Annotated in this window: 22 protein-coding genes and 1 riboswitch (1 of these 23 running past the window's edge); of the genes, 13 read left to right on the top strand and 9 right to left on the bottom strand. The window is 42.2% G+C overall.

Going from position 1 to position 23,952, the window contains the following annotated elements; genetic code table 11:
* Window positions 1–39: 39 nt before the first annotated feature.
* Together GOP56_RS19565 and GOP56_RS19570 are read left to right on the top strand one after the other, a co-directional pair.
* Window positions 40–1,245 carry an MFS transporter gene (locus GOP56_RS19565; RefSeq protein ID WP_163246343.1) on the top strand — a complete coding sequence of 402 codons (1,206 nt, stop codon included), beginning with the start codon at window positions 40–42 and terminating at the stop codon, window positions 1,243–1,245.
* Between the two features lie 52 nt (window positions 1,246–1,297).
* Window positions 1,298–1,912, top strand: coding sequence for a DL-endopeptidase inhibitor IseA family protein (locus GOP56_RS19570; protein WP_163246344.1), 615 nt, complete (start codon window positions 1,298–1,300; stop codon window positions 1,910–1,912).
* A 67-nt stretch (window positions 1,913–1,979) separates the two neighbouring features.
* On the opposite strand, the gene GOP56_RS19575 is transcribed toward GOP56_RS19570, so the two are convergent.
* The 5 genes from GOP56_RS19575 to GOP56_RS19590 form a co-directional block, all read right to left on the bottom strand.
* Window positions 1,980–2,663, bottom strand: coding sequence for a zinc metallopeptidase (locus tag GOP56_RS19575; protein ID WP_003335413.1), 684 nt, complete (start codon window positions 2,661–2,663; stop codon window positions 1,980–1,982).
* Window positions 2,664–2,934: 271 nt separating this feature from the next.
* Entirely contained in the window at window positions 2,935–7,521 is a 4,587-nt protein-coding gene (locus GOP56_RS19580; protein WP_163246888.1) for a glutamate synthase-related protein, read from the bottom strand.
* Between the two features lie 317 nt (window positions 7,522–7,838).
* A complete protein-coding gene (locus GOP56_RS23490) occupies window positions 7,839–7,997 on the bottom strand; it encodes a hypothetical protein (protein WP_003335410.1) in 159 nt (52 codons plus the stop codon).
* Window positions 7,998–8,160: 163 nt separating this feature from the next.
* Window positions 8,161–9,350 (bottom strand): IS3 family transposase gene (locus GOP56_RS19585; protein ID WP_163244441.1). Its coding sequence is split into 2 segments (ribosomal slippage): window positions 8,161–9,062 and window positions 9,062–9,350, totalling 1,191 coding nucleotides; the frame shifts between segments, so codons are not numbered across the junction.
* A 107-nt stretch (window positions 9,351–9,457) separates the two neighbouring features.
* A complete protein-coding gene (locus tag GOP56_RS19590; RefSeq protein ID WP_003344121.1) occupies window positions 9,458–10,753 on the bottom strand; it encodes a glutamate-1-semialdehyde 2,1-aminomutase in 1,296 nt (431 codons plus the stop codon).
* A 154-nt stretch (window positions 10,754–10,907) separates the two neighbouring features.
* Here GOP56_RS19590 and GOP56_RS19595 point away from each other — a divergent pair, with 154 nt between their 5' ends.
* The 4 genes from GOP56_RS19595 to GOP56_RS19610 all read left to right on the top strand — a co-directional run bounded on the left by GOP56_RS19595 (window position 10,908) and on the right by GOP56_RS19610 (window position 14,639).
* Complete coding sequence (locus GOP56_RS19595; protein ID WP_003335409.1) at window positions 10,908–11,903, top strand: ABC transporter ATP-binding protein; 996 nt, start codon at window positions 10,908–10,910, stop codon at window positions 11,901–11,903.
* 1 nt (window position 11,904) lies between these two features.
* Window positions 11,905–12,699: an ABC transporter permease gene (locus tag GOP56_RS19600; protein ID WP_163246345.1), complete on the top strand. Its 795-nt coding sequence runs from the start codon at window positions 11,905–11,907 to the stop codon at window positions 12,697–12,699.
* A 4-nt stretch (window positions 12,700–12,703) separates the two neighbouring features.
* The gene (locus tag GOP56_RS19605) at window positions 12,704–13,492 is read left to right on the top strand and encodes an ABC transporter permease (RefSeq protein WP_003335406.1); all 789 of its coding nucleotides are present in this window, start codon (window positions 12,704–12,706) and stop codon (window positions 13,490–13,492) included.
* Window positions 13,493–13,564: 72 nt separating this feature from the next.
* Window positions 13,565–13,718: riboswitch (FMN riboswitch) on the top strand.
* 279 nt (window positions 13,719–13,997) lie between these two features.
* Window positions 13,998–14,639 carry an ECF transporter S component gene (locus tag GOP56_RS19610; RefSeq protein WP_035318915.1) on the top strand — a complete coding sequence of 214 codons (642 nt, stop codon included), beginning with the start codon at window positions 13,998–14,000 and terminating at the stop codon, window positions 14,637–14,639.
* An 84-nt stretch (window positions 14,640–14,723) separates the two neighbouring features.
* Here GOP56_RS19610 and GOP56_RS19615 read toward each other — a convergent pair whose 3' ends face one another.
* Together GOP56_RS19615 and GOP56_RS19620 are read right to left on the bottom strand one after the other, a co-directional pair.
* Window positions 14,724–15,395, bottom strand: coding sequence for an HAD family hydrolase (locus GOP56_RS19615; protein ID WP_163246346.1), 672 nt, complete (start codon window positions 15,393–15,395; stop codon window positions 14,724–14,726).
* 34 nt (window positions 15,396–15,429) lie between these two features.
* Window positions 15,430–16,056, bottom strand: a complete 627-nt coding sequence (locus GOP56_RS19620) for a winged helix-turn-helix domain-containing protein (RefSeq protein WP_003335400.1) — start codon at window positions 16,054–16,056, stop codon at window positions 15,430–15,432.
* 158 nt (window positions 16,057–16,214) lie between these two features.
* Between GOP56_RS19620 and bcp the strand changes: the two genes are divergently transcribed.
* From bcp to GOP56_RS19640, 4 genes are read left to right on the top strand one after another with little or no spacing between them, the layout of a single operon-like run.
* Window positions 16,215–16,682, top strand: coding sequence for a thioredoxin-dependent thiol peroxidase (gene bcp, locus GOP56_RS19625; protein ID WP_003335399.1), 468 nt, complete (start codon window positions 16,215–16,217; stop codon window positions 16,680–16,682).
* Between the two features lie 27 nt (window positions 16,683–16,709).
* Window positions 16,710–17,759 (top strand): M42 family metallopeptidase, encoded by a 1,050-nt coding sequence (locus tag GOP56_RS19630; protein ID WP_096887992.1) that lies wholly within the window; start codon window positions 16,710–16,712, stop codon window positions 17,757–17,759.
* Between the two features lie 17 nt (window positions 17,760–17,776).
* Window positions 17,777–18,529 (top strand): class I SAM-dependent methyltransferase, encoded by a 753-nt coding sequence (locus GOP56_RS19635; RefSeq protein WP_096888001.1) that lies wholly within the window; start codon window positions 17,777–17,779, stop codon window positions 18,527–18,529.
* 43 nt (window positions 18,530–18,572) lie between these two features.
* The gene (locus tag GOP56_RS19640; protein WP_003335396.1) at window positions 18,573–19,121 is read left to right on the top strand and encodes a cob(I)yrinic acid a,c-diamide adenosyltransferase; all 549 of its coding nucleotides are present in this window, start codon (window positions 18,573–18,575) and stop codon (window positions 19,119–19,121) included.
* 68 nt (window positions 19,122–19,189) lie between these two features.
* Here GOP56_RS19640 and GOP56_RS19645 read toward each other — a convergent pair whose 3' ends face one another.
* The gene (locus GOP56_RS19645) at window positions 19,190–20,116 is read right to left on the bottom strand and encodes a complex I NDUFA9 subunit family protein (protein WP_163246347.1); all 927 of its coding nucleotides are present in this window, start codon (window positions 20,114–20,116) and stop codon (window positions 19,190–19,192) included.
* Window positions 20,117–20,361: 245 nt separating this feature from the next.
* Here GOP56_RS19645 and nth point away from each other — a divergent pair, with 245 nt between their 5' ends.
* The 3 genes from nth to GOP56_RS19660 all read left to right on the top strand — a co-directional run bounded on the left by nth (window position 20,362) and on the right by GOP56_RS19660 (window position 23,681).
* Window positions 20,362–21,027 (top strand): endonuclease III, encoded by a 666-nt coding sequence (nth, locus tag GOP56_RS19650; protein ID WP_003335393.1) that lies wholly within the window; start codon window positions 20,362–20,364, stop codon window positions 21,025–21,027.
* A 209-nt stretch (window positions 21,028–21,236) separates the two neighbouring features.
* Window positions 21,237–21,677 carry a Fur family transcriptional regulator gene (locus GOP56_RS19655; protein ID WP_003335392.1) on the top strand — a complete coding sequence of 147 codons (441 nt, stop codon included), beginning with the start codon at window positions 21,237–21,239 and terminating at the stop codon, window positions 21,675–21,677.
* A gap of 267 nt (window positions 21,678–21,944) precedes the next feature.
* Entirely contained in the window at window positions 21,945–23,681 is a 1,737-nt protein-coding gene (locus tag GOP56_RS19660) for a glycosyl hydrolase family 18 protein (protein WP_163246348.1), read from the top strand.
* 90 nt (window positions 23,682–23,771) lie between these two features.
* On the opposite strand, the gene GOP56_RS19665 is transcribed toward GOP56_RS19660, so the two are convergent.
* Window positions 23,772–23,952: the final stretch of a DUF2614 family zinc ribbon-containing protein gene (locus GOP56_RS19665; RefSeq protein ID WP_003335390.1), read on the bottom strand. The gene runs 236 nt beyond the window's last position; only the last 181 of its 417 coding nucleotides appear in the window; its start codon lies beyond the right edge, outside the window; it ends in the stop codon at window positions 23,772–23,774.

The raw sequence follows: 23,952 nt of genomic DNA on the forward strand, positions 1-23,952 counted from the left end.
CTCTGACTTTTTCACTGGCTTAAAATAAGGAGTGAGGGTATGGAGACCTGGAAACGTAATTTATTTGTTCTCTGTGGTGCTTTGTTTATCGTTATGGTAGGAATGAGTATGGTAATGCCATTTCTCCCGCTCTTTATTCAGGAAGAATTACATATCACGAACACTCACGACGCAACGTTGTGGTCTGGGATCATATTTGGAGCCAACTTTTTAACGGCTGGATTAGTGTCACCTGTTTGGGGGAACTTGGCAGATAAGTATGGACGTAAAATAATGATACTCCGCTCTGGTTTTTTAATGTCAATTACGATTGGGCTAACTGGACTGGCAGGCAATGTATGGCATTTATTATTTCTGCGTTTATTAAACGGAACGATTAGTGGAATCATTCCTGCCAGCAATGCTTTAGTAGCCTCCAGTGTGCCTCAGGAGCGTTCGGGATGGGCCTTAGGCATTTTGCAATCCTGTGTTGTATCTGGCTCGATAATGGGGCCTTTCTTTGGAGGCTTGCTTGCAGATTTAGTTGGATACCGTGCTGTGTTTATGGTAACAGGCAGTTTATTATTTATAGCAACGCTTATCATTACGTTTACCGTAAAGGAAGACTTTACACCTTTGCCAAAAACAGAACAGACAAGTTTGCGAGAGGACTTTAAAATGGTGTTTGCAAGCAAAACACTGCCGGTTCTGTTTGGCGTAACGGTAATTGTTCAATTCGCCCTAAATGGAATTGTTCCGATCCTCCCGATCTTTGTGAAAGAGCTGATTGGGAGTAGCGAGAGAGTGGCCTTTTTTGCAGGATTGGTGACAGCTATGACAGGAATAGCTAATGTTATTGCTTCCCCTCAGTTAGGCAAATTGGGAGATAGGATTGGTTCGCATAAAGTATTGCTCGGCTGCTTGCTTGCATCTGCTATTATCTATATTCCAACGGCGTTGGTGCAAACGCTCTGGCAATTACTTATTTTGCGTTTCATGGCAGGATTATGTGTAGGAGGACTATTGCCGGCCGTTAATTCCTTGTTACGAAAAGCTACCCCGAGTCATATGGTTAGTCGAGTATTTGGCTATAATAACAGCTTTTTATGTCTAGGCAATATGCTTGGACCGGTGACGGGAGGCTTTCTAGCTGGATTTGTAGGCTTAAACGGTGTATTCTTAATGACGAGCATTCTCCTGTTTTTAAATTTTATATGGTTCTTGTATGCGGTTCGACATGGTTTTGAGGCAGTATCGAGTGAATAAGCGTAACGTGCCACCATGTTTTGGCGTCATACTGAAAAAGGAGTGAAACAATATGAAAAAATGGACAGGCTTTCTGATTTTATCAGCTTTGGTTTTAGCATTGGCAGGTTGTACAGGCAATCAGCCCGAACAGAAGCCTACAACTCCAACGACAGAAACTGCTCAACCAGCTGCGGAGATAACAAAACCGGCTGGAAGTAAGCATACCAATATGGATGAAAAAGAAGCTGTCGCGTTGGCAGCCGAGGGAGCAAACGCTTATGAGTATGTCTTACGCGGAGGAAAAATAGATCCAGATAAAAGTAAGAGCTTTTCTCATGATGGAAAAGACTATCGCTTTGTAGGAAGCGATATAGATACGAAAGAAAAGCTGATGAAATACCTGGAGAATATCTATACCAAAGCTGCAAGAGATAAAGTCATAGACAATCTTAAGCTAATTGAAAAAGAAGGAAAGCTGGCTCAACCAACCGTAGATAAAAGCAGTGTGCTTCAATGGGAAGGTGGGCAGGCAGAAATGATTACAGAAGATCAAAATGGCAGAGAGTATGAAATTAAAGTTCCTGTCGGAGAAGGCAATGAAGTTGATTTTAAAGGCTATTCTGTTCGTATGAAGCAAGAGGATGGGGCATGGAAGCTTGATACCATTCCTGGTGTGAAGGAGTAAGTTGCATCAACCATAAATGAAAGGCGCCCCTGATGGGACGCCTTTTTTAGATTTATAAAAGGAATTTTTAGTCGTCGCTGTCTCGTTTAAACAACCAAATATACTCAAGCAACTGTAGTACAGACATGAGAGCTGCGGCTACATAGGTAAGAGCTGCAGCACCAAGTACGGCCTTAACCTCACGTTCTTCTGAGTTGCGAATATAGCCCATTTTAATCATTAAATCTCTGGCACGGCTACTAGCGTTGAACTCGACTGGCAAGGTGATGACTTGAAATAGCACGGCTACGCTAAAAGCAATGATCCCAAGCAGGAAGAGACCACTGATTTTCAAGAATAGACCACCTAATAACAAGAAAGGGGCTACTCCCGAAGTAAGGTTGACCAATGGGAAAATGCGATGTCTAGCAACTAGCATTGGATAATCAACCTTGTGCTGAATCGCGTGACCTACCTCATGACAGGCTACAGAGACTGCTGAGATGGAGTCGCTAAAATACACAGGATCTGACAAGCGTACCGTTTTAGACATTGGGTCGTAGTGGTCTGTAAGAGTACCTGGTATATGTTCGACTGGAATATGGGATAAACCGTTAGAATCCAGTAAATGTCTAGCTGCCTCAGCCCCGGTCATTCCAGAAGAAACAGGTACCTCCGAGTATTTGCTAAACGTTCCTTTTACACGGAATTGTGCCCACATCGTTAGACCGAATGCCGCCAAAATTAATATCGTCCATGGGGTAAAAAGCATGTAAAATCACTCCTATCTATGATGATTCTCCTTGTCCTCTTCTCATCCTATGTTCATTGTGCACGAAAAATGGTGAGAAGACACAAAAATACATCTTTATTATGAAAATAAATCGTTGGGTAGCTCGTTATTTCAGCTTGCCAGTTAATTTACATACGTATTAACTTAAAAAAGGTTTCATTTATTTTGATATTACCACAAAAAAAGATCAACTAAAAAAACAAGCCCACACCGGGGCTTGCTTTTCTTCTTCTCTTCTTCGGTACTGTTCTTACTCAGTTGATACAGAAGGATCGGCTTGCTCTCTTTTAGGCGTAATTTGTACAAAATGAGCTTCCGGATGCTCCAATAATTTTTGAATGAGCCCTGCTTCTTCATATTGTTCTGTGGCCAATAGCTCTTCTTTATATTTTGTTACTAGCTCGGATACATCAGAAATACCTTTGCCATCAAGCTTGTAAATGAACACTTTGGCCCCTTTGGCGATACGACGTTTCAGGGCATCCTCATCAAAGCCTAGTTCTGGTTGTAGTCGAACATATACAGTACCACCCGTCATTCCAGCACAAATCCATGGGCCTGGATCACCAAGCACGACGGCGCGGCCATTTGTCATGTATTCAAAAGCGAAGCCTTTTAGATTGGCACGGGCCCCTAGTCCTCCTAAATGATCTTGAAGTGGCTCTGTAATAGCGCCGCCAAATACAACGTCTGCACCGGAGAGGCGAATGCAGGCACGAGAATCAGCATTTCCTTGAACAATAAATAGTCCCTTCTGTGCTCCGTAGCAAAAGCTTTTTCCGACAGAACCATTGATATAGTGCCCGTGGGCTCCTTTAGACTTGAGAATGGAGACAACACCTCCAAAGCTCGTTTTACCAACACCATCTTGTGCTCCGCCTTGTACGCGAATTCTCACACCCTCTGCATTGTAGGCCGCAAGCCCGTTTCCTGGAACACTGCCGTGATCATAAGACAAGGATACCTCTGGTAATGACATATAGCTTCCGTCTAAATAAGGCTTCACACGTGCTCCTGACCAACGACTTCCCAATACTCGCTCTCCTGATAAAATGGCTGAAAAATTTTGCTGAATCGGTTGATCGAGGCTTACATAGTGATAGTGATCCCTTTCTTGAACTTGCTCTGCGTTTTCTATTGCTCCTGCGGCTACCAAGATTTTCGCGGCTGTGGATTCATAACTAGCCCCGCGATGCTTGGGAGTAGTAAATAAGGGATGGACACAGAGCAGTGACTCCAAATCCATTTGCTTTAAGCCACGAGCCTGCACTAGCAAATCGGATCGACCTACGAGGTCCTGCGAATGGGTAAATCCAAGTTTGGCAGTAATTCGCTGTAGTTCTTGCCCAAATTGGGTGAACAGATTAGTAAGTCCAGATACGGCCAAATCAAATTGACGGGGAACAAAACGGCGTAAGCCCTTTTCGTGAGCTTCTTCCAAATTATCAATTTGCGTGGCTATTCCAACATGACAGGTATCTAAGTGGCAGCCGCGACAGGTAGTACATCCTACAGCAATCATAGCTAACGTGGCAAAGCCAATGCGATTAGCCCCCAGCATCATTAATTTAGCCACATCCAGTGCGCTTTTGACGCCGCCATCTGCCCAAATCTCTACCTGATTGCGTAGACCGGCCTCCAGTAAGGCATTATGAGCCGCCTTTACACCAATCTCAGCGGGAAGCCCGACGTGTTGTAGGGCATGCACACGGGCAGCTCCTGTGCCACCATCAAATCCTGACAAGGTAATATAATCAGCACCAGCTTTGGCTATTCCCACAGCAATGGTTCCAATATTAGGTACAATAGGCACCTTAACGCATACTTTTGCTTGATGATTGGCTGTTTTTAATTCTGTAATCATCTGAGCCAAATCTTCAATGGAGTAGATATCATGGTTATTGGAAGGTGAAATTAGATCGGACCCTACGGTAGCATTTCGGGCAGCAGCAATCTTTTCTGTAACCTTCGAGCCGGGTAAATGTCCGCCCTCACCTGGTTTTGCCCCTTGACCAATTTTGATTTCCAATAGGTTTGAAGAGTTAGCTAACTCAACATTTACGCCAAATCGTCCTGACGCTATCTGCTGACCGCGGGTGCGTGGGTATTTGCCCAGCATATCTTTAATTTCTCCGCCTTCACCGTTCATGGAAATCATATTGAGGCGATCAGCGGCTTCTGCATAGGCACGGAAGGCTGTCTCATTCTGTGAGCCAAATGACATAGAAGAAATCATAAACGGCAATGAATGCTCCCCTACGCTGTTGTCCACTTGCTCGGGTTCCATTCGAGCCGTATCCTGCTGAGTGCCTCTTTTCTCATAGGCGATATCGGTTAAGTGACGGATGGAGATCGGGTTTTCCTGCTCATTTTCTTCTAATTTTAATGCGTAATCTGCATAAGGAATTTCAGCGCTAGCAATTTGCCCGATGGCCTTCCATAACCGTGGGAATAGGTGGAAGGTTCGTGCCTCACGTGCTTTTTCGTCCTTATATAATTCGTAGCGCTGACGACTTTCTTCCTCTAATTGGTCAAGTGATAGGCCGGCCTTATCTGAACCACAGAAGGTTGGGATTTGTAGAATATTAGCTACTTCCTCATGCAGACCTATTGCAGAAAAAAGGCGCCCATAGCCACGTAGCTCATGAATACCGATTGTTGATGTTACTTTTTCGAGCCCTTTTGTTAAAGCAGTAAATAGATTGTGAACTGCTTCTGTTCCTCCCTTTGCAAATACAGTGGCAAACAATAAGTGTGGAGCCACTGCCTCTGCACCGCTTCCCAGTAGAAGAGCGATGTCATGCAAGGAACGAATAGCGCCGGATCGAACGATGATGCTTACTTGTCTGCGTAGATTATGACTAGAGGATTCAGCTTGCTTGAGCGCTCTGTCAATATGGGCTGTTATCAGCAAAGGATCGATAAAATATTGATTTTCAATATGAACCATTGAGTCATCAAGAATTAATAAAGCGGCTCCCTTTTCCACAGCTTGACAAGCCTCCTGAGCAAGGCGATCCAATGCTTCCGATAAACGTTCAGTTTCTCGAAATACGGTTGGCAAGACGACTACACTATGCGGATTTGTGTGGAAGCAAGAAATAATTTGTTCTAAAGTCATCATACCTTGAGGAGATGCAAGCTCTTGGAACGATTGTCCCTCCACGAGCAGCGGTGAAGCGATCTCCATGCGAGTATGCGGTTCAGTTTCCTTTTGTGATAGGAATGTTCTTTTTCCTAAAACCACACGCGTTGAAAAATGTTCAATTTCTCGATCTCTGTCGATTGCTGGATTAGTTACGACTGCCACGCTTTCTTTAATGTAATCGCTGATATTTTGGCGTTCTTTGGACAAGGCAGCGAGTGGTCCGTCATAGCCAAGCGAACGAATCGGCTCTGCACCATTAGAAGCCATTTGCTCAATAAGCTGGATTTGCTCTCGATCCCAACCAAATGCACTAAATGCTTGAGCAGTAGGCGCTTCATAATCATAAGAAGGAGCGACCATTTCGCTTTGATAGGCGTAATGTAAATGCTGGCGGAAGTGTTGACAGGAAATTTTCGTCTGAAAGCTGGCCTTAACAAGCTCTTGCAGCTTTGAATGACTAAAGATTTTGATACCTTGTTGGTTTAGCTGAACACCAATTTTCTCGCCAGGGGCTAATGATTTTGGCTCGCTTACCATTTCAGACACAGGAATAATGCCTTGCTCGGAGGAGAAATAAAGGGATTCTTCACTTTCTACCATCCAGACGGGGCGCAATCCCAAGGAGTCCACACTAAAGACGCATTGATCGGCGTAGCGAGAAACGATACCAGCGGGACCTTGAGCAAAGTGCCCCCAAGCCTGTCGGAGGTACGTGTATAAATCCTGTAAATCATGAGAAAATAATTTTATTTCATTGTGGATAGGTGGAAAAATAACCTCTAAGGATTCAAATAGGGTCAATCCATAGCGATGAATAAAGGTTTCGATGGTACGATTTAGATTTTGAGAGTCACTACCACCTTCGACTAACGGTACGTGTAGCATGCGGGCCTCTTCTTCAAGTTTACTAATGGTATTAATTTCTCCATTATGTCCTAATAAAGAAAAGGGCTGGACTCGGAAAAAATTAGATAATGTGTTGGTTGAGTAGCGATTATGACCGATTGTAACAGTAGAGGCGAAGGATGGATCAGCTAAATCTACGAAATAGCGGGGTAAGATGTTCGCTGCACCCATCAATTTATAAGAAACGGTGTGATTGCTGAGGGAAGCAACATGTACATGATAGGTATCTTCAATTTCAACATGGAGTTCAAATAATAATCCGGCGTATTGTTCCGGTGTTAATGTGGTTGGATGGATGGCTTGGTTTGGCATGAAAGCGATTTGCCAAAAGAGTGGTTCATCCTGCTGTGCGTTTTTTCCTAACACGTTTGAATGAACTTGATTTTCACGCTCAGTTAAAACAGTTAAGCCGTGTTTTTTTATAAGCAGGCCGATTTCTTCCTGGACTTTTTTTACCTCATGTCCTTTGCGGGGAACAAAAATATGAGCAACTGCAAAGGAAGGATCATAAGCCAAATCACTTTCGAAGAGTGAGTTTTCTAAATATTTCTCCCAAAGATAACGAGGGATATCCGTTAATACACCACATCCGTCACCTTCTCCATCAATAAATCCAGAGCGATGCTCCATTTGTACTAAGGTCCGAATTGTTTCATCTACATTTTTCCTTGTAGGTGTTCCTGTTTTTTCGATGATACAGATAATTCCGCAGCTATCATGTTCTGTTGTGTGATAATTCCGAAAGTTACTAGTGTGCATATGCTTTTCATTTCTCTTTTGCATAGTAACGGTCAGTAGGTCTGACCTCCACCTCCTTCGTTCTTCCAAGACAGTTGAGTATAAGTCCTTTTTATAGAAGATTGGACTCAATGTGGATGCTCATTGTGCAAACAGGGGAAGCATATCGTTAGTTACCATTGAGAATAACACGAAAGAGGCAAGCAAAACAATATCAAAACAGTTAATTATACAAATGTAAGCGTTTTTATGCAAATTTTTTTCTGATATTTGTGTGTTTATTGAATTGATGAGCAATATTTTGGTATAAAATTGTATAAATTATACAAATAAACAACCCCCGATAATGGGGGCTGCCATGACTATTCGTCCCGATTTTCTGTTTTGTGCTGCTTCGTTTTGTGATGTTCTGTTTTACGTGGATTCTGGAAGCTTAAAAATTCCAGTGGCTTTGCACTCATCTTGGGATCAGTAAAGGTTTGCTCTGGTGCTTGTGGAAAGTCGTTTTTACCTCTGGACATTGACTAGCCCTCCTGTATTACGCTTTTTGAGTGAAGACACCAGTAGTTTTCCCCGAAAGCCAGAAGTTTGCCCGATCGTTTTTTTCCAAATGGAAAATAAGAAAGGCCTCCATACTTTTACACGTTGGTCTTACCCCTGTCAAGTAGACAGTATTAAAAAAGCCTAAGCAGCCAGTGTGTTTCGGTATTCCACCGGAGCACACTGGTTTAATTTTTTCTGGAATCGTTCATGGTTATAAAACCATATGTATTTTTTTATGGCTTGAAAGAGTTCTTCTTCTGTTTTACACTCAGAAAAGTACAATGTCTCGGTTTTGAGATGCGAAAAAAAGGATTCAATGCAGGCGTTATCGAGGCAGTTTCCTTTGCGAGAGTGGCTGCCTTTTATGCCAAGTTCCTTTATTAGCTTATTGTACTGCTTAGACGTGTACTGGAAACCCTGATCAGAATGCAGGATCGCTTCCTGCACGTCTCTTTTTTTGCTCAGTTGTTCCACAGTATCCAATACGAGCTGTAAGTCATTTCGATGAGAAATCTTCCAACTAACAACTTCGTTGTTATAGAGATCCTGGATGACTGAGAGATAGTAAAATCGATTTTGAAACGATACAAAGGTGATATCTGTTACAAACAAGTGATTTGGCTTGTCCGTTTTAAACTTACGGTTAAGTAAATTAGGATGAATAACAGATACTGTTTTACCAAAATAACGTCTCTTCTTTCGGATAATAGACCGAAGGTTTAGCTCCTTCATCAACCGGTATACTCGTTTGTGATTCACATTCCATCCTTTCTTTCTTAATGCAATTTGCATTCTTGGATATCCGAAGTATGGATGAGCTTGGTGGATCGCTATTAGATGTTCCTTCAGATTTTGATTCTGCTCTTGTCTCAATGATGGTTTTCCTTTTGCGTTGAGCCATTTGTAGTAACCGGATCGAGACACTCTCGCAATTTCCACTAACCAAGTAAGGGGATATTTTTTACGTAGCTCATTTATGATTAAAAACCGATTTACTTTCCATACCTTCCCCCCAGATGCAGATTCGGATTGCGCTTTTTTAGGTATTCTACCTGCGCTTTAAGATAATCTCTTTCTTCTTCCACAGTAGCAAATTTGGTGCGTGGACGACCAATAAAAGGGTGGTCACCAGAACGGCTCTTCCCTCGTTTATCCATAACCCCTTCTCCGCTATTGAACTTTCGAACCCACTGCTTAACCTGAGTTGAACTTGGTATTCCTAATGCTTTAGTTATCGCTTTATAAGACATCCCTTTTTCTTGATACAAATTTACAGCCTTCAGCTTAAACTCCTCGGAATAACGTTTGAATTTTTGACCTTTTTTAGCCATAGGAAATCCCCTCCAAGTAGAGTGTACCACCCACCGTCAGGTGGGCGGGCTTTTTACACTGTCTACTCAAAGGGGATAATACCACGTTTGGAGGCCTTTTTGATCTTTTATTTCTGTGCCATTTTCGCAAAGCAACGGTCTACTGCTTCGATTGTTTGTTTAATATCTGACTCAGTATGAGCTGTTGTGATAAACCAAGCCTCATATTTAGAAGGAGCCAGACAAATTCCTTCGTCCAATAACAAACGGAAGAATTGGGCAAACTGTTCTCCATCAGCACTTTGGGCTCCATCATAATCCGTAACGGTTGCATCGGTAAAATAAACAGCTAAAGCACCTTTTACGCGATTAATGCGAATGGTTATGCCGTGGCTTTCTGCGGCTTTACTAATCCCAGCTTCCAAGAGCATACCGAGACGATCGAGCTCTTCGTATACGCCTGGTTGTTTGAGCACTTCTAAGCATGCGATACCCGCTTTAATGGAGGCAGGGTTTCCTGCATGTGTACCAGCTTGATAAGCAGGTCCAAGAGGTGCTACTTGTTCCATGATTTCACGACGACCGCCATATGCCCCAATTGGCAACCCGCCGCCAATAATTTTACCTAAGGCAGTCAAATCAGGCTCTACTCCCAATAAGTTCTGTGCTCCACCATAGCAGAAGCGGAAGGCAGTGATTACTTCGTCATACACCACAAGGGCTCCGGCCTCGTGAGTCAGGCGATTAACTTCTTCCAGAAAGCCTTTTTGAGGCATTACGATACCGAAGTTACCAACAATTGGCTCGACTAAAACAGCAGCAATTTCATGTCCCCATTTTTCTAGCGCATCTTTATATGCGTCAACATTATTAAATGGAACAGTAATAACCTCGTTAGCAATGCTTTGTGGGATACCAGCGCTATCTGGAATACCTAGTGTGGAAGGACCAGAACCGGCAGCTACTAGGACTAAATCAGAATGGCCGTGGTAGCAGCCAGCGAATTTAATGATTTTTGTGCGATTGGTATAGGCACGAGCTACACGAATGCACGTCATAACAGATTCTGTACCTGAATTATTAAAACGAATACGTTCCATGGAAGGAATTGCTTCCCGAATCATCTCAGCAAAGGTAATCTCCCAAGGAGTTGGCGTACCATACAGTGTGCCATTTTGTGCCGCGTCCACGATTGCCTTTGTAACGTGTGGATGAGCATGCCCAGTAATGATGGGACCGTACGCTGCCAGATAATCTATGTATTTATTTCCATCTACGTCCCAAAAATAAGCTCCTTGTGCTTTTGCCATGACGACAGGAGAACCGCCACCAACGGCCTTAAACGAACGGGAAGGGCTGTTTACGCCCCCGACAATAACACCGTAAGCTTGTTCATGCAGTTTAGTTGATTGTTCACGATTCATGATTTCTTTCACTCCTTTTTCGACCCTTTTATCATAACATAGGATACCAAGTGTATTTGGGGCAAGTTTCTTTTTGCAAGTTGTCTTTGGCTCATATACACTATCTATCGTGGCAGTTACACCATAAAGCAGGAGAGGAAGGAACGCGAGAAATATGATAAATGTTACGCAATTAGAGAAAGTATTTCGCATTCACCAAGCTCGCAATGGCTTGTCTGGTGCTTTTCGCGATCTCTTTCAACGAGAATATAAAACAGTTCGTGCTGTTCATGAGCTTAGCTTCGAGGTACAAGCAGGTGAGATGTTTGCCTTAATTGGTGAAAATGGAGCCGGTAAGTCAACAACTATCAAAATGCTGACAGGCATTTTAACCCCTTCTAGCGGAGAGATTTTAATTAATGGCTATCATCCGCACCGGGATCGAGAAAAATATGTTGAGTCCATCGGGGTTGTTTTTGGGCAACGTTCACAACTGTGGTGGGACTTGTCTCCATTAGAGTCGTTTCGTCTATTGCGCCGGGTCTATAAGGTAGATGAGGTAGCAGGACAGGCGTGGCAGGATCGGTTAATAGAAGAATTAGACATGGGCTCATTCATTCAGCAGCCTGTTCGTAAATTAAGTCTTGGACAGAGAATGCGCTGTGAAATCGCTGCTGCTCTTATTCATAAACCGAAGCTGCTGTTCCTTGATGAGCCAACAGTAGGCTTAGATGTACTGGTAAAACAAAAGATTCGTGACTTCCTAAAAAGTCTAAACGAAACGGAAAATACCACCGTTTTGCTTACTACACACGATGTATCTGATATTGAGGCACTGTGTAAACGAGTCTTAGTGATGGACAGCGGCAAGTTGATTTTTGACGGACTCTTAACTGATTTGAAGGAACGCTGGGGGAATAAAACCGAAGTAGTATTCCAATTTAAACAAAAAATGACTACCGAGAATCTGCGGGCTACTTTATCTGAGTTTGAATGCAGTATTGAGGGGATTAATGCATACTCCCTATCTGTTTCTTTTCAGCATGAAAAGCTGCCGGCCATTTTGACGCAAGTGATGGCTAGCTTTGAACTAACCGATGTAACAATCAAAGAAACCTCCACGGAAGAGATTGTACGTAACATTTACTCGACGACAAGCGGGGGATTTTAGCATGTGGAAACTTTATCAAGAGCTGATACGAATTCGCTTTCTGACCCTGCTTGCTTACCGGGTAAATTACTACAGCGGGATCATCATTTATGCGATTAATATCGGAGCTTATTACTTCTTGTGGGGGGCAATCTATTCCGGGCAGGACAATCTCGTTGGTATGTCTTTGGTTCAAATGACCTCTTATGTAGCAATTGCTTGGATGTCTCGTGCATTCTACTTTAACAATATCGACCAAGAAATAGGTCAGGATGTCAGAGAAGGAAAAGTAGCTATTGAGCTAATTCGTCCTTATAATTACCTGTCAGTCAAAACAGCACAAGCCTTGGGAGAAGGGATTTTTCGCCTTGTGTTTTTTGCTTTTCCGGGACTTCTCATTGTTCGGTTGTTCATTCCGTTCGGGTTTCCAAACAGTGGGGAAATATGGGGGATGTACAGTGTAAGCTTGTTACTTGGTTTTGTGGTAAATACCCAAATTAATTTGCTCACAGGCCTACTAACGTTTTTCTTCATGAGAAATGAAGGAATGATTATGGCAAAACGCATGGTGGTAGATTTGCTGTCAGGTGTTGTTATTCCGATTAGCTTTTTTCCTGGAGTCACCCAAACGATCTTACAATATCTGCCGTTTCAGGCTATCAATTTTACGCCTAGTATGATTTTTACAGGGGCACTCCATGGTGAAAAAGCCTGGATAGCAATTGGCATACAAGTTATTTGGATCGCGTTATTGTTTATACCAATTATTCTGTTGTGGCAACGTGCAAAACGAAATTTGGTCGTGCAAGGAGGATAGCCAGATGGGGCAAGTTATACGTTTGTTTCAAGATTATCTCAGCCAGTATTTTAAAGTAAAACTGTCGTATCGGGCCAACTTCATCGTTGAATTGCTGTCCAATATCGTAAGTGAACTGTTAAATCTGGTATTCATTTTAGTTGTATTTACACATGTTCCAAACATTCAGGGCTGGACGATGTATGAGATTATTTTTATTTATGGATACTTTTTAGTCCCCTATGCCTTGTTTACGATGTTTTTTGGTTTTTGGGATTTTAATGAGCGCTATATTATCAGAGGAGAGATGGATCGCATCTTGACGCGGCCAGTCAATCATTTGGCGCAAATTTCGCTGGAATCCATTTCACCAGATCGTATATTTGGAGTTCTGACGGGGCTGTTAATTATGCTGTATGCAGGATGGAAGCTACAGCTTACAATCTCCTGGTACGATCCCATTATCTTTATCCTGTTAGTATTGAGTAGTACCTTGATCTACGGTGGTGTTTATACTGCAATAGCATCCGTGAGCTTTTATAGCGACTCACGTACGGGAATTGCTCCTATGATCTGGAATATTCAAAACTATGGGCGATATCCAGTAGACATTTACAACAATGCAATCGCAATTTTATTGAAATGGATTTTGCCATTCGCATTTGTAGGCTTCTATCCTTCAGCTTATTTTTTGAAAAAAGAGGATTTATATGGGTACACAATGCTAACGCCTGTGATGGGAATCATCTTTTTTACCTTAGGGATTTTAATCTGGAACCAAGGGGTTAAAAAATATAGCGGTGCAGGCTCGTGAGGAATAGCTTCATAAAATGATATTGTCATACGTGGAATTTCAGAGTATAATAATTACGTGAGAAAAATTTCACAATTCCTTCGGGGCAGGGTGAAATTCCCGACCGGCGGTGATGCGCATATCGAGCGTTAGCCCGCGAGCCACTTTTGCTGAAATGAGGCAGAAGTGTGCAGGATCTGGTGAGAATCCAGAGCCGACAGTACAGTCTGGATGGGAGAAGGATGACGACAGTACGATGCACACGTGCTTATTTTGTTGTGTCGGCTGAGGGAGAGGACTGCTCGATAAACAGCCCTTTGTTTCCCTATACCCTCTGGATTATGGTAAAGATCGTCAGTATGCCCCTGAAGAAGCATGATGCTTTTTTAGGGGCTTTTTTATTCTTTTCTAAGAGCGGAACAGTCGTCGTAAGTTTGTTTGGCAGTAGAGTAAAAAAATAACACGTGGTTGCGGATTGCTGTTGCCATCTCTCAAGAAGGAGAAAGAAAAAGAGAGGATGGTCAACATGCAAGGAAAAACAAGTCACACGATTCAAAGACAGCGTCTGAGAAAGCTAGTTACGATCCCTATGCTTTCAGCCATTGCGTTTCTTTTGTACTATCTGGAGTTTCATGTGCCGTTGATGCCGACTTTTTTAAAGCTTGATTTTAGTACGGTACCAGCTATTATTGGCGGGCTTGTTTTTGGCCCAGCAGCGGGAGTACTCATTGAAGTCTTAAAGAATGGCTTGCATCTTCTGCTAAAAAACACAGATGGTTTTATTATTGGAGAAATTGCGAATGCGCTGGCAGGCGGAAGCTTTGTGTTTTTGGCTGTTTATACACAGCGCTTATATAAAAATAAAGTCGGTTTTGTTTTGGGGCTATCGGCAGGTACGCTGGTTATGACAGTGATTATGGCTATGGCAAACTACTTTTTATTGTTACCTTTCTATGCGGTACTCTACTCAATTTCGATAGAGCAATTACTACAGATGTTCCATATGGAAAGTCTGTGGAGCATGATCTTGCTTGGTATTGTACCTTTTAGCATTATCAAAGGTGTCTTGCTGTCGTTGATTGCTTACCCGGTATTTGTCAAAATGTCTGCACGACTTGGCTTACTAGTCACCAATCCTGCTTCGTCAAGTAAACCAGTTATTTCGTAAGCTTAGACGAATTTTGCATAAAACAAAAAGAAAAAAAGAGGTTGCTCCCAGCTAGATAAGGGGAGGCCTCTTTTTTCTTTGAGCTTAGTTACTACCTATATTCCATCTTTTTAACAGCCATTCCATCATCATCGCAGGCTCTGTAAATAATACATCGGGAGAAGGATCAAAAATCCCGTTGCTTTGCGATGCGGGGAACCAATTCACACCAACCGCACAAATGCCGGCAGCTCTAGCCGCGGTGACATCAGCTTGGCTGTCTCCTACATAAAGAGTATGTTCCGGGCAGGCTCGGAGCTGTTGCATTGCATGAAGAATGCCTTCAGGATGCGGCTTATGATTTGTGACTTCGTCGCCTGCTATGACAATTTGAAAATAATCGGTCAGTTTTAATGCCTCAAGAGAAAGATCGGCACTCCTTCTGCCTTTCCCTGTAATAATTCCCATCTGAATACCCGCTTGCTTTAAGGCTTCCAGCATAGTGAGCAGCGATGCAGGGGTTGCTAGCCAGCGGTGTTCATCTACATATTTGTCATAAAAGCACTGAAGAGCTTCCTCATATCTCTCAGACGGAATCTTGTTTTTGATAATTCCCGCTTCCGGTGGCCCGAATAATTCCATAATCTGCTGATCAGAATACTCCTCTTGCAGAAACGTATAAAAGGTATGGCGAATGGCTGTAAAAATGGCTGGTAATGTATCAGCAATCGTTCCATCAAAATCAAACAGTACGGTATATACTTCGGACTTATGCATGCATAGCAGCTCCTTTCTGGATAGGGTGGGCTACTTATTCATCATCGTCTACGAATTCAGCGTTATCTGGATCATCTTGACGCGGTGAAGTCGGGAAAAGCAGATTTAGGTAATGAAAGTTTAGACGATCGGCTGACGGCTTGTTATCTTTATAACGCTGGTAGAGATCCTTCATTTCACTAAAAAGCTGATTACGTTCTTCTTTTGTCAAATGTAAATTCCCAAAGTTGTATGCAAAGGTGTCTTGATAGTCCTTTCGTTTATCAATGTCAGATGCAGCCAGATGATTCATGGTATAAAGCAGCTCTTGTTCAGTCGCATGTAACGGAGAGAACATGATTTCACTTAATTGCTGAGCATTTTCCTCCACAACGAGGTGCAAATTAGCCCTGATGACTTTTGCAATTGGCTGATAGTACTTTTCCACAATGGAGCCTTTTACACGGGTATCCACTTGTTGTAATAGACCGACTTTTACCAATTCCTTAACGTGGTAATGTAGCCGTGCCGCGTTTTCCCCTAGTTCAGTAGCAATTTGCTTTGCAGTTCGAGGCTCTAGGTCTTCAAAAAGCTGTAAAATTTTAACTCTTTCAGGCACAGCGAAGGATTTAAGTGCCTCAGGATCTGTTATTTCAAATACTTCTTTTATCACGTTAGCCATCACCAGGTTCTCCTTTTTCTATTTGGAAAGGTCGGAATTTTTACTATTATGTAATCGTAATGTTTTATTAAGTAAAGTGCAATGCATCTTCTCCCTTTTCTTTTTCCTGAACCTAACTTTTGTTACAATAAGAAAAATGAAGGAAAGAAGGGATTTTCATGTTGGAAGTCGGTCAAATAGCACCAACTTTTAAGAAACCTGCAAATAATGGACAAACGATAAACCTAGAGGATTATCGCGGCAAAAACGTCGTGCTTTATTTTTATCCAAAGGACTCCACGCCTGGATGTACGACGGAAGCATGTGATTTCCGAGATTATCATGCTGAATTTTCCACTCTTAATACAGTAGTGCTTGGGGTAAGCCCGGATAGCGTTACCTCCCATGATAAGTTTATTGCAAAACACGAATTGCCGTTTCCTTTAATTGCGGATGAAGACCATAGTGTTGCAGAAGCGTACGGAGTGTGGGTACTCAAAAAAATGTACGGCCGAGAGTATATGGGTATTGAGCGTTCCACTTTTATTTTAGATACAGAAGGCAAGATTGCACAGATATACCCTAAAGTTAAAGTAAAGGATCATGTGCAGCAAGTAGTAGCATACATAAAAGAACATCTAGTCTAAAAACAGCAAGAGGAGAGGAAGAATTCGATGAACTTGTCCCTGTCTTACATGATTGATACATTTGTGAAATTGGCACAAATCCCAAGCCCATCTGGTAACACCAATCAAGTAATTTCCTGGGTAACTGAGGAATTGAGCAAAAGCGGTGTACATGTTGAGCGGACTAATAAAGGGGCATTGTTAGCGACAATATCAGGTCGCAACAATGATAAGCACCGCTTATTAACAGCTCATGTCGATACACTTGGTGCTATGGTGAAAGAAATAAAAAGCAATGGTCGCCTCAAGCTTTCCATGGTGGGTGGCTATGCATGGAATGCGATCGAAGGTGAGCATTGCCAGATTGAAACAGCTACGGGACACATTTATACAGGAACGATCGTAACCTCTAAAGCATCTGTTCACGTGTATCGCGACAGTGGCAAGGCAGAGCGTACAGAAGATTTGATGGAGGTCAGACTGGATGAAAAGGTGACGGATGCTCAAGAGGTCAAGGCTCTTGGAATTAGCGTTGGTGATTTTGTCTCTTTTGATCCTCGTACGACTGTGACAGAGAGTGGATTCGTGAAATCTCGCCACTTAGATGATAAAGCAAGCGTGGCAATTCTTTTAGGTATAATGAAAGCGGTTCAGGAAGATAAGCTAGAACTGCCGTATACGACACATTTTTTGATCAGTAATAATGAGGAGATTGGGTACGGCGGTAATTCAAGCATTCCGTCAGCTACTGTAGAGTATTTGGCAGTGGATATGGGAGCTATCGGTACGGGCCAAACAACTGATGAATATTGTGTTTCGATCTGCGCCAAGGATTCCTCTGGACCTTATCATTATGGATTCCGTAAGAAATTAGTTGCCTTGGCTGATGAAAACGGACTTAATTATCAGGTTGATATTTATCCGTATTATGGTTCCGATGCTAGTGCTGCACTGCGAGCTGGATATGATGTTGTTCATGGATTGATTGGACCTGGTGTAGATGCCTCCCACTCGCATGAGCGTACTCATTCCTCTGCTTTTGATAATACTGCTAAATTAGTCATGGCTTATATTTTATCGGACGAATTGGTAGTATAGGAGGGTCAGTTGTGAATATGTATCATTGGGCTGACTATTATGATCTCACACAGCAAGGATTAGCAGGAGATTTGGCTTTTTATGAAGAATATGCTAAAGCAGCAAAAGGGGAAGTCTTAGAATTAGGGTGTGGGACTGGACGAGTAACCATTCCGCTTGCTAAAGCAGGCATCGACATAACTGGGCTTGAAATTTCTCGGGAAATGTTGGAAAAGGCCGTAACAAAGGCAGAAGAAGCTGGTGTGGTCGAGCATTTGTCTTTTATTCAAGGGGATATGCGTCAGTTCTCCTTAGGAAAAAAGTTTGGCTTAATTATGATACCCTATCGCTCCTTTTTACATTTGCTTCATATTCAGGAACAGATGAAGGCATTGCGCTGCATACGAGAGCATCTTCAGCCTGGTGGTAAGCTAGTCTTTAATGTCTTTGTACCACATATCAAGCATCTCTATGAAGAGAGCGAAAAATTGACGCTTCGGGGCATGTATCCGTTAGGGGATGGACAGGAAGTTGCGATGTATGATTTTACTCGCTACGATTATTTTCAACAAGTAGCAGAAGTAACACGTAGCTATGAACGTCTAGATCAGAATGGAAAAATGCAGGAGCGTGTAACTGGACGCTTTACATTGCGTTACGTCTTCCCGACAGAATTGCATCATTTATTGCGTTTAGCTGGTTTTAAGGTTTTAGAGCGCTACGGTAGCTTTGCAAAAGCTCCATTTGATGCAACCAGTACTGAATTCATTATAGTGGCTAGCCCAGCGTAATTATTTACGTTGCTTATAAAAATGAAGAAAAGGTGGGTATGACATGAAGATTTATACAAAAACAGGAGACAAAGGTCAAACATCTTTAGTTTATGGCGTACGTGTTCCGAAGCATGCACCACGAGTAGAAGTATATGGAACGTGCGATGAGGCTAACTCGCATGTTGGAGCAGCAGTATCTTTTTTGCCTAAAGAGCACAAGTGGGCTGAGTTGTTAGAAACGTTCCATCTGATCCAAACCAAGTTATTTCATATTGGAGCAGAGCTAGCTACACCTGAAGGAAAAAAGGTAGGTTGGCCTATCGTTGATGAGGACGTAGATTATTTAGAAAAACAAATTGATTGTTTAGATGCGAAGCTACTTCCGCTGACTAATTTTGTTTTGCCAGGAGGTCATCCTGCCGGTGCTGCTCTTCACGTAGCTCGCACGGTAGTTAGACGTGCTGAACGCGGAGCAACCCAGCTTATGGAGACAGAACCAATTAACCCAACTGCTATTAAATATTTAAACCGTTTATCAGACTTTTTATTTGTAGCAGCTCGGTATGTTAATAGTCAGTTAGGAGAGAGTGAACCTAATTTACATGAATAAATCTCAAACAGCCTTTTTCTTATATGTGTGTATAAGGAAAGGCTGTTTTTTATTCCAGCTCCTTCAATTTATCTGGTCTTCGTTCTAGTCTGTGAAAGGTATTCGGATAAACCAGAAGAGAATTCAATTTTGTTAATCTGAAAATCTTGGTATAATTTTTCATTATTTTCGCAAAAATTACCTTCTTGTAGCATTGTTAATTGAGTTGTGGTGATAGGAAAAAAGGAAAAACCTTGCATCATCGTAACGATAGGTTTCATCATCCATAGTGGTACATGAAGCGTCCTTACATGTGATTTTCCAATCGCATGTCCAATGTGCCGTAGGATTTGCATGTAGGAAAGCTGGTGTGGGCCGCCTACTTCATAAATCTGATTAGTAGCTAGCTCATTAGTGAGTGCTTGCGTAAACACCTCTGCTACTGTTTTCCGAGACACAGGCTGCAAGAGATATGCACCACTTCCAATGACAGGAGTAACAGGAAGGCGGACTAAATCAGCCAGCATAGTGACGAATTCATCGCCTGGACCAAAAATAACGGAGGGACGAAATATCACATAAGGGATTCCAGATGCGCTCACCAATTGCTCCGCTTCATACTTTGTCTGATGGTAGCCACTAACAGCTTGAGGGCGCGTACCAAGCGCGCTCATGAATATAAAGCGGCGGATAGCTAGCTCTTTCGCCACTTGCAGTACATTGCGTGTCCCCTCAACATGAATGCGGGAGAAAGTAATTTCTTTACCAGCCTGTTCTCTTATAATACCTACTAAATGAATAACCGCATCACAATCTCGCATAGCTGCACGGAGAGAGTCTATCGCAAAAATGTCGCCTGTATGGAGATGAAGATGATCGGTCTTCGAAAACAATTTTTTCATTTTTAATTCGGAGCCTTGTCTAAGTAAGCAGTGTACCTCATGGGAAGCTTCTAGTAAGGCGGCGATTATGCCATGACCTACAAATCCTGACCCGCCTGTTATCAATACTTTCACGAAAGTTCCTCCTCTACACCTCTTGTCCATTCATCATTCTATGACATCCCTATATTTACCTGTTTTTTCATTTTCCTAGCCGAATTACATTCAAATATCATGGCGCTTATTACATGTGCCCGCTTCCCTTTTTTTCACTATGGAATTCCCTAGGGGAAGTGGACTCATCAAATTTTTTCATATGTTACAATAGAACGCATGCATAAAGTAAAACTGGTTCGGAGTATAGTAGGAGGGAAAAGGAAATGCGTCGATTATCCATGAAATTATTTTTACAGACGCTCGCGGATATGTTTCCTGATGCGCATTGTGAGCTTACTCATAGTAACGCGTTTGAGTTGACGATTGCGGTACTGTTGTCAGCGCAGTGTACAGATAAAAAAGTAAACCAAGTGACAGAACACCTATTTCAAAAGTACAAGACCCCAGAAGACTATTTAAAGGTTTCGTTAGAAGAGCTTCAAGACGATATTAGACAAATTGGTCTATACAAAAACAAGGCTAAACACATCCAGTCGCTCTGTCGTCTTTTGTTAGAAGAATACGGAGGAGAAGTGCCTAACAAGCATGAAGAGCTGGTAAAGCTGCCTGGTGTTGGACGGAAAACGGCTAACGTTGTAGTCAGTGTTGCATTTGGGGTGCCTGCTATCGCTGTAGATACACATGTAGAGCGAATATCGAAACGATTGGGCTTCTGTCCTGACGATGCTACTCCTGTTCAGGTAGAAGAAATTCTTATGAAAAAGATTCCCAAGAAGGATTGGTCAGACACTCATCATCGTATGATCTTTTTCGGTCGTTATCACTGCAAGGCACAAAGCCCGCAATGTGACATTTGTCCCCTAGAGGATGTATGCCCAACACGTAAGAAAGCTCGAAAAGTAAACAAGAAGCCAAAGAGTGTCAGCTAAGAAGACATCTTACGTGTAACTTTTGAAAAAAAGTGAGGCTTGGACAAGCTAATAAGGGAAACAAAGCCCCAAATTCAAGCTTGTTATTGACGAACCTCCAGAATCAGCGTACACTTATTTATAACAATTCTAATTAGATTATTGTTAACGGATAAGAATATTTCTAATTACTTACTTTTTAAAGGTCATATTATGTGAGGTGCATGGCGATGATGCAACAAGTCGAGAGAGCTGTCGAGATTTTAAAGAATCAAGGTGTTCGTATGACTCCGCAACGTCATGCCATATTAGCGTATTTACTTGAGACGATGACTCATCCAACTGCTGATGAAATTTATAAAGCATTGGAAGGGAAATTTCCTAATATGAGCGTGGCAACCATCTATAATAACCTGCGAGTATTTAAAGAAGCGGGGTTGGTTCGCGAATTAACATACGGAGATGCTTCCAGTCGATTCGATGCGAATGTAGAAGATGAACATTATCACATTATTTGTTCTGAGTGCGGGGCTATTCAGGATTTTCACTTCCCGTACTTGTCTCAGGTAGAGGCAGCAGCCTGTGAACAAGCTAACTTTCATATTTCTGGGCATCGTATGGAAGTTTATGGTGTATGCCAAAGCTGTCAAGAAAATAAGCCAAAGCAATAACAAAGCGTTTTGGAAGAACTCTTCATGTCAGTTGTATGAGACGTGCAGGGTTCTTTTTTTGTATATTTTGATAGCATAATTGACATGGCGGACGTATAAGCTCCATTAAACCGCATTCTGAGCAATAAGGAACCAGTGGCGATACATAATAGGATTCGACATTTTATGAATTTTACCGCAAAATGTACAGAAGTTTGTAACCAAATAGCTTTGAAAACTGTCTCTATAATGAAGAACAAACAGAACTGAGATACATTGGGAGGAGTCATGAGCATACATGTAGAGACGTCACAACGTCCAAGGCGAAAAAGAAGAAGGAATAGGCTTTTTCCTAAGTTGCTATTTTTGGTCATACTTGCTGTAGTAGGATATTTTATCTGGATGTATGTACAATACGGTAGTCATCAGCGAGTTACTCCATATGATGGGCGCCAACAGGTAATCGTACATAAAGGAAAGGCAGTTTTGCAATCCTATCAAATGAAAGAGGACGAGGTCCTATTACCTTTTTCATTTTTAAAGGAACAAATCGACCAGCACTTATTCTGGGATGAACCTAGTCGCTCTGTTATCATTACTACCGAAGATAAAGTGATCCAAATGCCGAGCGAAAAATTACAAGCATTTGTTAATAAAAAACCAGTTGATTTACGTGTGCCTGTCACAATTATTGACGGGGAAAAATATGTTCCGGTTAGCCCGTTAGAAAAAATATATGGTATTCATTTGCGGAAAATGGAAGGCAAAGATGTTATTTCAGTGGAAAACAACGGCGATACCATTCAGCAAGGACAGGTTATCTCTGAAAAAGATAAGACATTACCAATGAGATTAGATGCAACTAAAGAAAGTCCTATTGTCTCTGATCTTGTAGACGGTCAAAAGGTAACAATCTTAAACGAAACAAACGGCTGGTATCATCTTTTATCGAATGAAGGGGTTCTTGGCTATTTGCCAATGGATCAGGTTAAGAAATTAGATTCTTATCAGGTAGAAGTGAATGTTGATACTCCAAAGGAAAGAAATACTGCATGGAAGCCGGACGGACAAAAATTAAATGTGGTTTGGGAGCAAGTGGTTAACCGAAATCCTAAATTGGATAGCATCCCTAAAATGTCAGGATTACATGTGGTAGCTCCTACTTGGTTTGAATTAAAAGACGCCAAAGGAACGGTTGGCAATAAAGCAGACGCTTCTTATGTAAGATGGGCTCATCGCGAAGGATATAAAGTATGGGCAGTTGTATCTAATGGATTTAATCCAGACTGGACTAAGGCAGTGCTATCTGATTTTGAAACTCGTCAAAAGATGATTACACAGATTGTGCAATATGCTAATCTGTATCAGGTTGACGGGATCAATATCGATTTTGAGGATGTCTATTTAGATGACAAGCAGCGATTTGTTCAATTTGTTCGCGAATTAACACCATATTTACATGAGCAGGAGTTAACGGTGTCTGTTGATGTTACTATGATGCATGGGAGCGATCGTTGGTCTAATTTCTTAGATCGCAAAGCTTTAGCTGAAGCAGTGGATTACACGATGCTGATGGCTTACGACGAACATTGGGGCTCTAGCCCTGTAGCAGGTTCTGTAGCGTCACTGCCATGGGTAGAGAACGGCTTGAAGCAAGTGTTGACGGAAGTGCCTAAGGAGAAGCTTTTACTAGGTATGCCTTTCTACACCCGTTTATGGAAGGAAGTAAAGCAAGATGATGGTAGTGTAAAGGTGTCCTCACGCGCTTTGTACATGTCGGGGGCTAAAAAGTGGATGGAGGAGCGTAATCTAAAAGCCACTTATGATGAGGCTACTGGACAAAATTATGTGAGCTATTTTGATAAACAAGAAAACGCGACATACAAGATGTGGCTAGAAGATGAGACTTCACTCAAAAAGCGGATTGAGGTTTCCAAAAAATATGATCTGGCAGGAGTTGCCTCATGGCGCCGTGGCTTTGAGGAGCCAGAGATTTGGCAGCATATTCATAGCAATTTAAATTAATATGAAAAAAAGGCAGGAGATTTTCTCGCTGCCTTTTTTTATTCTATGTGATGAGGAAAGAGCATGGCGGGCTGTTGATTTTGTACTACTTTAAGAACGTATCTTTTGTTCAAGAGAAGATGGAGGTTCTGGAGTATCCTCTTCTAGTAAAAGTGGTTGGCCGCAAAACATGCAAGCATCTTCTTTTCCCAGCATTTTAGTTACTTTGCCACAAGAAGGGCATTGCACCTGTGGGGATGTTGTTGAGACCATACCGGATACCATATATAAA

Origin of the sequence: Brevibacillus sp. 7WMA2 (assembly GCF_010748895.1) — a bacterium.
GTDB classification, from domain to species: Bacteria; Bacillota; Bacilli; order Brevibacillales; family Brevibacillaceae; genus Brevibacillus_B; species Brevibacillus_B halotolerans.